The sequence below is a fragment of the Chryseomicrobium palamuruense genome (assembly GCF_042649045.1).
Classification (GTDB): Bacteria; Bacillota; Bacilli; order Bacillales_A; family Planococcaceae; genus Chryseomicrobium; species Chryseomicrobium palamuruense.
Genome location: NZ_JBHSEF010000008.1, coordinates 79,702 through 93,812 on the forward strand (window position 1 = coordinate 79,702; position 14,111 = coordinate 93,812).

10 protein-coding genes are annotated in these 14,111 nt (G+C 42.4%); 8 read left to right on the forward strand and 2 right to left on the reverse strand.

What is annotated here, in order from left to right:
* Positions 1–50 precede the first annotated feature (50 nt).
* The 8 genes from ACFO0S_RS00855 to ACFO0S_RS00890 all read left to right on the forward strand — a co-directional run bounded on the left by ACFO0S_RS00855 (position 51) and on the right by ACFO0S_RS00890 (position 12,273).
* Positions 51–698, forward strand: coding sequence for a TVP38/TMEM64 family protein (locus ACFO0S_RS00855; protein WP_378139168.1), 648 nt, complete (start codon positions 51–53; stop codon positions 696–698).
* Complete coding sequence (gene lepB, locus ACFO0S_RS00860; protein WP_378139170.1) at positions 679–1,182, forward strand: signal peptidase I; 504 nt, start codon at positions 679–681, stop codon at positions 1,180–1,182. Before ACFO0S_RS00855 ends, lepB begins: the two co-directional genes overlap by 20 nt.
* Positions 1,183–1,247: 65 nt before the next feature.
* Positions 1,248–4,721 (forward strand): helicase-exonuclease AddAB subunit AddB, encoded by a 3,474-nt coding sequence (gene addB, locus ACFO0S_RS00865; RefSeq protein ID WP_378139172.1) that lies wholly within the window; start codon positions 1,248–1,250, stop codon positions 4,719–4,721.
* Complete coding sequence (gene addA, locus ACFO0S_RS00870) at positions 4,718–8,344, forward strand: helicase-exonuclease AddAB subunit AddA (RefSeq protein WP_378139175.1); 3,627 nt, start codon at positions 4,718–4,720, stop codon at positions 8,342–8,344. Before addB ends, addA begins: the two co-directional genes overlap by 4 nt.
* A gap of 12 nt (positions 8,345–8,356) precedes the next feature.
* On the forward strand, positions 8,357–9,511 hold the full coding sequence (locus ACFO0S_RS00875; protein WP_378139177.1) for a DUF418 domain-containing protein: 1,155 nt from the start codon (positions 8,357–8,359) through the stop codon (positions 9,509–9,511).
* A 51-nt stretch (positions 9,512–9,562) separates the two neighbouring features.
* The gene (locus tag ACFO0S_RS00880) at positions 9,563–10,459 is read left to right on the forward strand and encodes a fumarylacetoacetate hydrolase family protein (protein WP_378139179.1); all 897 of its coding nucleotides are present in this window, start codon (positions 9,563–9,565) and stop codon (positions 10,457–10,459) included.
* A gap of 15 nt (positions 10,460–10,474) precedes the next feature.
* On the forward strand, positions 10,475–10,849 hold the full coding sequence (locus tag ACFO0S_RS00885; protein ID WP_378139181.1) for a YisL family protein: 375 nt from the start codon (positions 10,475–10,477) through the stop codon (positions 10,847–10,849).
* Positions 10,850–10,965: 116 nt separating this feature from the next.
* Entirely contained in the window at positions 10,966–12,273 is a 1,308-nt protein-coding gene (locus ACFO0S_RS00890; protein ID WP_378139183.1) for an alpha-amylase family glycosyl hydrolase, read from the forward strand.
* 42 nt (positions 12,274–12,315) lie between these two features.
* Here the strand turns inward: ACFO0S_RS00890 and ACFO0S_RS00895 are convergent, their stop codons facing one another.
* Entirely contained in the window at positions 12,316–13,173 is an 858-nt protein-coding gene (locus ACFO0S_RS00895) for a DegV family protein (RefSeq protein ID WP_378139185.1), read from the reverse strand.
* A 10-nt stretch (positions 13,174–13,183) separates the two neighbouring features.
* Positions 13,184–14,002: a Cof-type HAD-IIB family hydrolase gene (locus ACFO0S_RS00900; protein ID WP_378139187.1), complete on the reverse strand. Its 819-nt coding sequence runs from the start codon at positions 14,000–14,002 to the stop codon at positions 13,184–13,186.
* Between the last annotated feature and the right edge of the window lie 109 nt (positions 14,003–14,111).

Sequence of the window (14,111 nt, forward strand, 5' to 3'; positions counted from 1 at the left end):
GTCAGAGCATATGCGGAAATAGTAGAGAGAGAAGAGATGAGGGAATACACATGCCTGCATGGATGGATTTAGATACATTAAATGAAATTATGAAATCATATCGTGCGCTTGGTCCAGTGATTGGAATTTTGCTGCCGATGCTCGAAGCCTTTTTGCCGTTTTTACCACTCGTTGTCTTTATCGTTGCCAATGTGAATGCCTACGGGCTTATTTTTGGTTTTATCCTTTCGTGGGTGGGGTCGGTCCTAGGTGCCTATTTGGTGTTTCTTGTGGTACGTAAATATGGCCGCATTCGCCTATTAGGATTTCTCACGAAACATCAGCGAATCCGTAAATTGATTCATTGGGTAGAACGAAATGGATTTGGACCATTGTTTTTACTTCTTTGTTTTCCATTCACACCCTCTGCGATTGTCAACGTGGTCGCTGGTTTATCAGATATTCGAAAATCTACATACTTATCTGCTGTCACGCTTGGAAAGCTCATTATGATTTTTGTCATCAGTTTTATTGGGGCAGATATCCGCGCGTTAATTACACAGCCTATTCGTACGGCCATCGTTATCGCAGTGATTGCGATTCTTTGGATTGTAGGGAAATATTTTGAGAAACGATTGGATAAAAAAGTAGAACAGGATTTTCGAGAATTAGCAAAGCAACGGGCGGGGGAGAAATCGAATGAAAACTTGGAAAAGTGAGGTCTTTGAATGGGGGATTGCCTTAATGTTAGGTATTGCGATTATTTGGTTGATTCGAACCACGTTCTTAACCACTTACCATATCCAAGGGGATTCGATGTTACCCAATCTACATTCAAATGATAAAGTAGTCGTGTTGCGAAACACCACCATTGATTACGGGGATATTGTCATTCTTCACCGGTCACAGGACAGTGACATTGTCAAACGAGTGATTGGTCTTCCTGGAGACAAAATTGAATTCAAAGAAAATGCGATTTACATCAATGGAGAATACCAGGAAGAGACATATATTGTCTCTGAATCGTTTACCTTAAAAGATTCTGAAGTTGTTGTTCCTGAAGATTCCTATTTTGTTTTAGGGGATAATCGGGACAGAAGTTTAGACAGCCGGCAACTGGGAGAGTTCAGGTCTTCTCAAATCGTAGGGGAAGTTAAAATGATTTATTTTCCGCTAGGCCATCTTCAATGGATTTCTTATTAAGAACCTTTGTTTCTTTGCTACAATAGAAACAAAGGTTCTTTTTTAATGGATAGGGAGGTTTCAACATGGGTGTACGATTTATTACAGGTCGAACAGGGACTGGGAAAACCACGACCATATTTAACGAAATTTCTTCACGAACAGAGCGGGATCCTTTAGGTAGTCCACTGTTTTATCTTGTCCCCGACCAAATGTCGTTTACCGCAGAGTGGCATTTATCTAATTACGGCCAGGGAAGTGGGTTGATCCGTGGTCAAGTGACGACATTTAAACGATTGGCTTGGCGCGTTCTCCAGGAAAGTGGAGGAATCACGCGGGAAGAAGTGAATGGCATCGGCTACCGCATGCTGATTCGTAGTTTACTGCGAGAACAAAAAGACGATTTCATTTTGTTTCAACGTGCGGCCACCAAGCGCGGATTTACGGACCAGATGGAGTTACTTTTGAAGGAATTTAACAGGTACAATCTGACTCCTGAAATACTTGAAGCTAGTCTAGAACAATTAGAACAATTGGGTGCCCCTGTCCCGCTCAAACAAAAGACGAAAGATTTACAGAACATTGCTATCAAACTTCAAGAACGTCTAGGTACAGAGTTTATTGATGGAGATGGTCACCTACGACTTCTCGTTGACAAAATCGCGTCTTCCCAGTTGATTGCTCAAGGTGAATTTTATATCGACTCCTTTACTGCCTTCACACCACTGGAACGGTCGATTGTTGAACAACTAATGATACACGCGAACATGGTACACATTGCGCTGCCTATGAACGAGGAAGCTGAAGCTTATGAGGAACAGTCTCTTTTTCATGGACCTGCGAAAACATTTGTTCAATTAAAAGAAATAGCTCTTGCAAATGATGTTCAAGTCACTGATCATGTTCAACTTGGAAAACAGTTGCGTTTGCAGTCAGAAGGACTCCGGCATGCGGAGATTCAATTTGACCGAGCTCGTCCGTTAAAACAAGAGAAAACGGAAGGTCTCCAGGTCATTGAAGCGACAAACCCTCGAACCGAAGTAGCGTATACGGCAGCGAAAATCAGGGACCTTGTACAGTTGCATGGTTATCGCTATCAGGAAATTGCAGTCATGCACCGAGATTCCACAACCTATGAAAAACTGCTCGCGATGACATTTCGTCAGCACGACATTCCGTATTTTACAAATGAAAAGCGTCCGATGCTGGATCATCCATTGATTGAATTAACGAGGGCAATGTTTGCAGTTGCCCAAAGTGACTTTAGTTATGAAGCCGTTTTTCGGGCAATCAAGACAGGTCTTTTCTATCCATTAAATGGGTCTCGACACGTGTGGAGTGACCGTCTGTATCGTCTTGAGAATTTTGCATTAGAGCGAGGAATTCGAGGAGATAGATGGTCAGATGACAGTCGGTTCCGTGTAAAACGTATACGCGGTCTTGAATACTTTCAAAAAGCGCAAACCGATGAGGAGCGGGCAATAGAGAAAGAATTAAAAGAAACACGTGATTTTGTGATGTCACCTATGCGTGAAGCAGTGACAGGGCTTCAACAAGCGACGTCAACCGAGCAAATCGTCCGTACCCTTTATCAATTTATGAAATCTCTCCAAGTGCCTGAGAAGCTTGCTCAGTGGCAACTTGAAGCGGAAGTCAATTTGATACATGAGGAAGCTGTTGAGCACCGACAAGTATGGAAAGAGTGGATTCACGTACTCGATCAATTTGAACTGATGTTTCGAGCACAACCTATGGAGCTTGAAGATGCTGCGGCCATATTAGAAGAGGGAATCGACCAATTGTGTTTCTCAAAAATTCCACCAGCTATAGATCAAGTCATTATTGGTCAGGCAGATACAGCCCGTTATTTATCCATCAAAGCGGTATTTGTGTTAGGGGTGAATGACGGCCTATTCCCTAAACGTATCGATCATGAAGGGCTGTTGACGGATGAAGACAGAACGTTCTTGCAGCAATCAGGTCTAGAGTTAGCGCCGACTACAAAGGAACGGTTGCTTGAGGAGAATTATATTTTATACAAAGCCCTCACAACCGCGAGCCACCAAGTGGTACTTAGTTACTCGCTTGCTACGACAGAAGGCAAACCACTATTACCGTCTCTCTATTTAAAGAGATTACAAAATCTATTCACTGATTTACGGCCCGAGTTTGTTTCACAGGCTGACTTTGACGGGGATTATCCGACGCTTATCAACCATCCACGAGCAGCACTCAGTGGCTTTGCACTCAGAAGATACTCAGAAACAGTCTTAGATCAGCCTCTTACTCCGTTTTGGCAAGCAGTGGCTTCTTATTACGAAAAAGATGTGTATTGGTCATCTATCCAATTGCATGTCGAGCGTCCTCTTGCCAAAAAACCAGGTTCTGAAAAAATCACTAGGGAGACGGCAAGAGAATTATATAGTCCTGTCGTCAAAGGCAGTGTCTCTCGTATTGAAACTTATTATAGCTGCCCGTTTAAACAGTTTGCATCGTATGGACTTGATTTAAAAGAGAGAGATGTGTATCAACTGGAAGCGCCGGCTATGGGTGACCTGTTTCATGCTGCATTAAAGTGGATTGCGGACAAGACGACGGAACAAGGTGTACAGTGGAAAGAACTATCCGAAAAACATTGTAGAGAGCTAGCGGAACAAGCCGTCTCACAAATTATTCCGTTGTTCGTCAATCAACTTCTATTGAGTACAAATCGATATTTGTATATCTCTAGGAAACTTACTCGAATCGTCGCCTCCACGATGATTGCACTTAGTAAGCAAAGCGCCCGTTCCTCGTTCCACCCAATTGCGTTAGAAGTAGGATTTGGTCTTGGAGAACAATTGCCTCCTTTAACAATCCCCCTTCCAAATCAAGGACAACTTGAACTGCGAGGCCGAATTGACCGGGTAGATGCTGCGAAAATCAATGACGCCTATTATCTCCGGATCATTGACTATAAGTCCTCAAAACGAGGCTTGGATTTAAATGAAGTCTACCATGGCATTTCTCTGCAACTGATGACATATTTAGATGTTGCGACTCAGTTTGCCGATCACTGGCTAGAAGAAACCGCTCATCCAGGTGGCGTATTATATGTGCATTTGCATGAACCTACTCTTCAATCCGCTGATTTATTAACACCAGAAGAAATTGCTTCTATGCAGTTGAAATCCTACAAAATGGACGGCTTGTTATCGGAAGAAAGACCTGTTTTGGAAGCGATGGATGATCAACTTGAAGGGCACTCGGAAATTATTCCTGTACATGTGAAAAAAGATGGCAGTTTTGGGGTGACGTCGAAAGTGCTTGCGCCAGAAGATCTGGAAAAGACCGCAAAATTTGTTCGGAAGCGGCACCGTCAAGCTGGAGGCGGTATTTTAGCAGGGGATGCCCGTGTCCTGCCATATCAGATGAAAAACAAAATGCCATGTACGTATTGTTCCTACCGAAGTGTCTGTCAGTTTGATCCGCAAGATATTCGTCAACCGGTACGTAAGTTAAGACAAGAGAAACCTGAAGTGATAACACAGAAAATGATAGAAGAGGTGGACAACGTATGATACCAGTAAAACCAATATCTGAAACATGGACGGATGCACAGTGGCAAGCAATCTGGGAACGCGATAGTGAACTATTGGTATCTGCAGCAGCTGGATCCGGAAAAACAGCGGTATTGATTCGACGACTGATTGAAAAAATTACAGATAAAACGAATCCTATCAATGTCGATGAACTTCTCGTTGTGACGTTTACGAATGCTGCGGCTGCAGAGATGCGCCATCGACTCTCGGAGGCCGTTGAAGCTGCTATCATGGAAGATCCAGATTCAAGACACTTGAGACAACAACTCCATTTGTTGAATAAGGCACAAATATCCACTTTACATTCTTTTTGTTTGCAGATCATCCGACAGCACGGGTATTTGTTAGATATCGATCCAGGCTTTCGTTTAGCAAGTGAAAATGAAGCCGTGATGCTACAAGAAGATGCGCTAGAAGAAATTATCGAGGAAGCCTATGAACAAGACCAGGAAGCGATGTATTATCTAGCTGATTCTTTTTCTTCCGACCGGTCTGATCACACCTTGGAAACGCTCATCTTAAATTTGTATCATTATGCCCGTGTCCATCCCCATCCTGAGGCTTGGCTAGGTCAGCTTGTGGATAATTATCGCCTTTCAGATGAGACGACGGTAGATGACCTAGAGCTAACCCGTGAAGTGAAGCAAGCAATTCTGTACAAGGTTCAAACCGCTCAAGCTGAAAACGCATTGTATATGGACCTAGCGAAACATTCGGAAGGTCTCGAAAAGTTGCAGGAGACGGCGACGGTGGATGCTGAGCTGCTTCACCAACTTGAACACGTTGCTCTTTATGGAACGTGGGCTGAATTGTACGAATCCTTTGGGAGATTGAAATGGGCTACAGCGAAATCCGTCAGAGGCGATTATGATGAAGAAGCGAAAGAGCAGGCGACCACGATTCGGAATCACTATAAAAAAGAAATGGCCGAACTGAAAGACTATTACTTTGCCCGGACACCTGCGCGATTACTTGAAGAAATTCAGATGATGTATCCAACCATCGCAACGTTGATTCGACGCGTGAACGAATTCTCTCATCGATATGAAGAGAAAAAGGCAGCACGCAGTGTTCTGGATTTTTCTGACTTAGAACACCGTGCGTACCAGTTGCTCACTCAACAAATCGAGCAAGTGAGTTATCCTTCAGAAGTGGCAAAAGCATATCAACGAAAGTTTCATGAAGTACTTGTCGACGAATACCAAGACATCAATTTGTTGCAAGAGAGTATCATCCAGTTGGTCAAGAAGCCGGCTGGAGAAACGGGTAACTTATTTATGGTAGGGGATGTGAAACAGTCGATCTACCGTTTCCGATTAGCGGAACCGATGCTGTTCCTCTCGAAATACGCCATGTTCAAAAAAGATGAATCACTAGGGAAAGCGATTGATCTCAATGCAAATTTCCGCAGTAGACGGGAAGTTCTTGAAGGAATCAACTTTGTTTTTGCACAGACCATGGGAGAAGATGTCGGAGAGATTGCATATGATTCAGATGCGGCATTAAAAAAGGGTGCGCCGTATTCTTCTGATTCGCGTCCTATAGAAGTACATATCTTCTCGAAAGACACGGCGGAAGAAGGGACCGAAGAGGTATCAAAAGCTCGGGTAGAGGCTGTCTGGACAGCCAAAAAGATACGGGAACTTGTCGACGGCTCGCATCCTGTCACGAACCCTTGGAAGGGAGAATCCCGTCCTGCAGAGTTTTCCGACATGGTCATTTTATTGCGTTCGATGACCTGGACACCTGAATTTCTCGACGTATTTAAAGAATATAAAATACCAATCTACGTGGAAACGAAAACAGGGTTTTATGATTCTCTTGAAATCATGTGGATGCTCGACTTATTAAAAGTCATTGATAACCCGTATCAAGACATTCCGCTTGCAGCAGTCCTTCGTTCGCCGATGTTTGGTTTGTCAGACGAAGAACTTGCGAAAATTCGAATGTCAGGCAGAAAACTGCCTCTTTATGAAGTGGTTCAGAACCGAGAATCGCTTGAACAGGTGTCTGGGGAGACACAAGACAAACTAAAACGTTTTCTAGTTCTGCACCGTGCATGGAATGGGAGAAGCCAGTCTGGACCTTTATCTGAATTAATTGCTCAGCTGCTTCAAGACACCTTCTTGTTTGAGCAAGTAGCTGCAATGCCAGGAGGGGCACAACGTCAATCCAATCTCCGTCTCTTACTGGATCAAGCAGAACAATTCGAGCAATCTTCGTACCGGGGAGTTTTCCGGTTCTTACGCTTTGTTGAACGGATTAAAAAGCGAGGAGATGATGTGGGTGAAGCACGTGCAATCAGTGAACGGGAAAATGTCGTGCGAATCATGACGATTCACGCATCAAAAGGGCTGGAATTCCCGTTTGTCTTCTTACCAGGCATGGCTCGACCATTTAATTTGATGGACTTTAAAGGAAATTATTTATTTGATCAAGACTACGGTCTTGCCGTCAAAGCGATTGACCCCGAACTGCGCATTGCCTATCAATCACTTCCGTATATGGCGATGAAAGAAAAGAAGCAGTTGCAGACAAAAGCGGAAGAAATGCGAATTCTCTATGTGGCAATGACCCGTGCACGAGAAAAACTTTTTTTGACCCTTAGTATTCCGTCTCTTGACCTTGCCGTTCAAAAATGGATGACGACAGGTTACAGGCAGCCAGATGAACCTGTGCCCCCATTTTTACGAAGCAATGCTATGAGTTATTGGGACTGGCTTGGTCCTGCATTTATGCGTCTTCCAGAGTTTCAGCAAATCGCAGGAGTAAGGTCGCGCCATACAAAATTGAATCCAGAGGTCTGGTCTTTCAGCGTACATGCACCGGAGGAAGAAATGAAAGAATTACCAAGCATTTTTGATAAGGTAGGGCAGGGGAAAGAAGTTTCGTCACTGCCAAAAGTCATTGAAGAGCAGTTTAATCGTCACTACCTGTATGAGCTTGCGACGAAGAAAACTGCAAAACAAACGGTAACAGAGCTTAAACGATTGCAGCAACTGGAATCTTCGGATGAGGATTTCTTTTCAACGAAGACCCATCAACCAATGCTAGATGTGGAATGGGAGGAACCTGTATTCTTACAAGGAGAGGCTATTGCAACAGCTGTTCAAGTTGGTACGGCCTATCATAGTGTGTTTCAACATTTGCCGCTAGACCAAGAGGTTTCCTCAGCAGCGTTACTGGGTCGTTTGGTCGAACGCGAAATACTGACGAAAGAAGAAGCGGCAGCTATACGTCCAGATGCTATTGAACGATTTTATGCCAGCGCACTAATGGATGAATTGAGAAATGCCAAACAAATCTATCGGGAGCAACCATTTACTTATTCTACGGTAGATGAAGAGGGGAATCGTCAACTCATCCAAGGGGTGATCGATTTATTCTTTGAAGATCATGGGGGACAGTGGCACTTGATAGACTTTAAGACAGACCGTCTATTCGAACTTCGCCACGATGAAAACCTAATTAAAGAAGAACTGACGAATCGCTATCAATTGCAGTTGACTATATACGGGAAAGCGTTAGAAGATATATTAAAGCTTAAGTTACAATCAAAACGTATTTATAGCGTGCCTTATGATTGTGTAGTTACTATATAGGAGGAAACATACGTGCAACCATTGACAGAAAGAGAGCGATATAAGGAAATTGATGTACTGAGAGGAATCGCGTTACTCGGGATTCTGCTCGTGAATATGTTGGTATTCCACTCGCCCTATATTTATATTGATCCCTTCTCATGGTATCAGTTACCGAAAGATCAGCAGACCTCTCAAATAATTGATATTTGGTTTCAAGGAAGTTTCTATCCACTTTTCGCTATGCTGTTTGGATTTGGCTTAGCGCTTCAGGCGGATAGAATGAAGGATCAATTCATTCGATTTGGAATCAAAAGGATGGGTGTCTTACTCGTGCTTGGAATTCTACATGTTCTTCTTCTTTGGGCTGGAGATATTCTCATTACGTATGCTGCCTCAGGATTTATTTTGTTGTTTTTGTTACGTCTCTCTAAGATGTGGCTCATTACATTAGGGACATTGTTTTATTTCATCCCGAATGCAGCCATTCTTCTGCTCCTCTATGGCATAGAAAAGTTAGATCCGTCTAGTTCTGCTATCTATACATCGATACAAGGGTTAGAAGAATCCATTGAAGCTTACGGTTCCGGAAGCTTTATAGAAATCTTTTTTCAACGTCTGGCAGACTGGAATTATATGAATCAAAATGGCTTCTTCTTGTTGTGGATGCTCTTTAGTATCTTACCACTAATGATGTTTGGGGCATTTGCAGCTAAAGCATCCATAGTAAATTGGGTACGCACCAAACGGGTGACTGCGTTTGTTATTGGCGTCTTATTCTTCGCAATGGGGACTTGGATCAAATGGATTCCGTATCTATCTGAAGGAACAAATTTCACAGGCACTCTTCAAACTACGATAGGAGGTCCGATACAAGCTATCGGGTACGCTCTACTTTTACTCGTGCTGTTAGTAAACACTGTTCATCTATTCTTATGGAGACCTTTTGAACGTGCAGGAAGGATGTCTTTAACAATTTACCTATTGATGTCCCTACTCGCCACAACATTTTTCTACTCATATGGTCTTGGATTCTACGGAAAAGTAGATGTTTTGACAGGCACATGGATTGGAATTGGACTTTATGCATTGTGTGTCATCTTTGCTGAACTGTGGTTAACCTACTTCAAACAAGGTCCTATGGAAAAACTTTGGCGATATTTTACGTATCCGCGTACTAATAGATGAAAATCTAGTAGGAATATAATAGACTGAAAGAAAGGGAAAAGGAGCTGACTTATGAAATTACTATCCTATCGACAACAAGAACAACTGAAGTTTGGACCTAAAGTGAAAAAAGAGGAAGCCGTTTGGGATATTCTTGCAATAAATGAAGAACTCCAACTCTTTTCTGATTTCCCGAAAAGCATTGCTGAAGGTGCATCGCAGGGGATGGATTTTGTGGAACACATTCGCAAGCTTGTCAAAGAAGCAGAAACACATGACAAGAAAGATGAGTTTAAGCACCAATTCTCTGACATTGAATGGCTATCGCCAATACCACGTACACCGAAAAATATTATGGCGATTGGCAAAAACTACGCGGATCATGCAAAAGAAATGGGTGGAGAGGCGATTGACTTTGTCGTCTTTACTAAAGCTCCTACAGCTATTACAGGGGATGAAGCAACCATTTCGATTCATTCAGACGTAACATCTCAACTTGATTATGAAGGCGAGCTTGCCATTATAATTGGGAAAGGCGGAAAAAATATTCCCGAACGCATGGCATTTGATGCGATTTTTGGATATTCGATTGCCAATGATATTACTGCACGTGATCTTCAGAAAAACCATCAGCAATTCTTCTTAGGTAAAAGTCTCGCAGGCAGCTGCCCAATCGGACCTTACATCGTCACGAAAGAAGAGTTGGCAAATCCTAGTGAATTGACCATTGTGACAAAAGTAAATGATGAGATTCGACAAAACGGAAAAACGTCGGATATGGTGTATTCGATTGAACAGATTATTGCGAAACTGAGTGCAGTCGTCGAACTCGAACCAGGTGATGTCATTCTAACAGGCACACCTGCAGGTGTTGGAAAAGGATTTGAACCACCTAAATTCTTAAAATCAGGAGATACGGTAAAAGTATCGATTGAGGGTATAGGAACACTTGTTACACATATTGATTAATTCAGGAGGCAGAACATGGACTTTTTAGCATCTACTCACTTGCATATTACGGCTTGGGTATTGGCCATAGCATTGTTTTTTATAGCCTACTTAATGCCAGCTTCAGCAAAAAACACAAAAATTATTCATATGATTTTACGCGTTGATTACATTTTAGTCATTCTGACAGGACTTGCATTATTTATGGCAGGCATGGATCTTGGAATGGGCATGCTTTATGGATTTAAATTCTTAGCAGGAATATTGGTCATCGGAATGATGGAGATGGCGCTTGTAAAGAAAATGAAAGGCAAACCATCGACGCTGTTTGTTGGATTGATGTTGCTATTCCTCTTCATCACTTTATTCCTTGGATTTAAACTTCCAATGGGAATTAACTTCCTAGCGTAATTCGAGCTATCTGGCCATTTGGTCAGATGGCTTTTCTTTTTCACATAATCTTCTTAATGTGTCAGCTGACATTGTTCATTTGTCTGCTACAATGAGAAGTGATAGGGGGAATTGACTTGAAAAAAATCCACATTATACTTGCATTCGTTCTCCTTTCTTTTAGTGTGCCGGTACAAGCATCTGCAGCCATGCAAGGAGAAAGTATTTATGATTTACTCGTCGATCGATATTTCAATCAGACGAATCAAAATGACATTGATGCGAATACGCAAGATCCAGCGGCTTTTGCCGGAGGGGACTTCTTAGGAATCATCAATCGACTAGATCACATAAAAGATATGGGCTTTACGTATATTTCGATGGGGCCAGTTTTTGAAACTTCGGACTACAAAGGTTCCTCCATCACGAATTATTCAACAGTAGCGCCTCATTTTGGAACGGTAGAAGACTTTAAACACCTTTTAGAGACGTTGCAGTCTCAGAATATGAAGGCAATGATTGATCTTCCACTTGCTCAAGCAGAAGAGGCAGAATTCAGTGAAATGAAACAATTTTTAGAGACGTTCCCAGTTGATGGAGTCAAATTAACAGGGATTTCAGAGAATACATCCCCACGTCTAGCTTCATTTATTGAAGAAATCAATACAGATGAATTGGATGTCATTGCACTTGAAGAATCCGATCTTCCAGTAGATGTTACCTATTCAGAGGAACGAGTGAACGCGTTCCAGCAAGCGTTTAAAACAACGGATCAACCGACAGAAGGTCTCGAAGGTTTAGCATCCACTGACTTGCTTGCCATCGATACGCTTGCTTCCAACCGATTTACGTATGTGAGCACAGAGGAAAATATGTTTCCACCAACACGTGTGAAAATGGCTGTTGGAGCATTATTAACCCTTCCTGGTGTACCTCTTATGACGTATGGGACAGAAATTGCAATGAACGGCAATTCAGATGAAACGAGTCACCAAATCATGAATTTCCGAGTTGATGAAGATATTATGTTGTTTATCGAAGACCTTCAGACGATTCGCAATCAATCGCAAGCTTTGCAAGTTGGAGATATGGAAATGCTTGAGAATGATAATGGCTATATGGTCTTCAAGCGTAGTACGGAAGAAGAGTCGTTTATTGTGGTCATCAACAACACGAGTGCAACACAAACCTTTACGGCTTCAGAAGAATTGATTGGAAAAGATAAAGAATTGCGAGGATTATTTGAACAAGACATCGTAAGACAAGATGCAGATGGGAACTATAAATTGGTGCTTGATCGTGAAATTGTCGAGCTCTATCATGTAAAAGAAGATAGTGGATTAAATATGGCGTATATTGTTGCTATGATCATCGCGTATGCCTTATTCTTAGCATTCATTTATCTTGTTTGGCGAAAAGGCAAACAAAAACAACAACAAACATAATAAAACTCCGGAATTACCTTTATTAGGCGATTCCGGAGTCTTTTAGTTATCTTGGGTTTGATTTAAGAAGAATACAGAAATAGCGCCTGGACCTACATGTGCCCCAATCGCAGAACCAATCATTTGAATATCAAAATTTTGGATTCCGTATGCTTCCGTCAACAAGTGTTTCATTTCTTCTGCTGTTTCTAGGTCGTCAGCGTGGGTAATAGCCACGGTTTGCTTCGAAAGGTTGACTCCCCGTTCGCCGACAAGTTCAACAATGCGGCGTAAGACTTTCTTCCGGCTTCGCACTTTTTCAATCGGAATCAGTTTTCCTTCTTCCACGTGCAGAAGAGGTTTGATATTCAGTAGACCCCCAACAAATGCACTCGCTTTGGATACACGTCCGCCTCGTGCCATGTAATCAAGATCCTCAACTGTAAACAGGTGTTCCACAGTTGGCACCATCGCCCGAATTTTCTCTTCGATTTCTTTTAGTGGAAGACCTTGTTCACGAAGTTCAACAGCACGTTTTACAAGTAGTCCGTACCCCATAGAAGCCGCTTGAGAATCAATGATGACTAATTGAAAATCTGGGTACGTTTCTAGAATCTGATCGCGCATCATGACGGCTGTATTATGCGTACCGGAAAGCGCAGAAGAAAATGAGATGTAAATTCCTTGTTCGCCATTTTTGGCGAGAGTTTCAAATTCATTTAAAAATGTTTCAGGTGATACTTGAGACGTTTTCGGCTGAGCGCCTTGGCGAATTTTGTCGTAGACTTCTTTGGCGTGAATCCCTACGACGTCTTCATAGTCCTGACCATCAATATGTACACGAAGTGGAAACAAGTCCACAGTCGTCTTTTCGTAATACGAGAGCGGTAAATCAGTCGCACTATCCGCATATATTCTCATTTCAATCCCCCTAAATAGTTTGTTTGAGTTTTAAGCGTTCTTCTAGATATATTCCAATGCCGTCTTCATTGTTTGTTCCAATGATTTCATTGGCAATCGATTTTAAAGGCGATATTGCATTCCCCATTGCGACGCCTGTTCCTGCGTATTCAATCATTTCCAGGTCGTTGTCCTCATCACCAAACGCGATAATGTGGTCTTTCGAGATATTTAAATACTCGGCAACGGGCTGGATTCCAACTGCTTTATTTAAGCCGCTTTTTACGATTTCAATGACATGCCATGGGGCTCCCCAACGGCGATGATCAATGACTTCTGCGTGTACGTCACGTAAATGTTGGCGAATATCTTCTACATGGTGCTCTTCCGCATGAATCAGCATACTGGTCGGATCATGCTTTAAATATTTGCGAAGATCGCCCGTTGTAAAATTAGGCTCACCATTTGCAAAGGCATCCATAATTTTATCATCATGAATGTGGAGGTAGACATCATCCAACACTTCAGCAAGTAGATTTTTGATTTGATAGCTCTCTACAGCATCCACGACATCTCGCACAACGTCGAGGCTAATAGGTTCGTGCATCGTTTTCCAGTCCCGTGATAGAGGGTGATGTACAAAGGCTCCATTAAAATTTACAATTGGCGTTTGAAGCCCAAGTTCTTTATAGTACATTCCAGTTGCACGGTATGGACGCCCCGTTGCGATCATGATTTCATGCCCAGCTTGCTTTGCTCGTAAAAGGGTTTCTTTTGTTCGTTTTGAAATCACTTTTTCATCCGTTAATAGTGTTCCATCTAAATCCAGCACAATAAGATGTCTCTCCATCTGGCTCACCTCTCCCTTAGTATTTAGTTTACTCTTTCCAACTTACTGCGTCAAAGGAAGGACAGTGGCAATGCCGTCCTCAATTTGATACACTGAAGATATGAGAAAG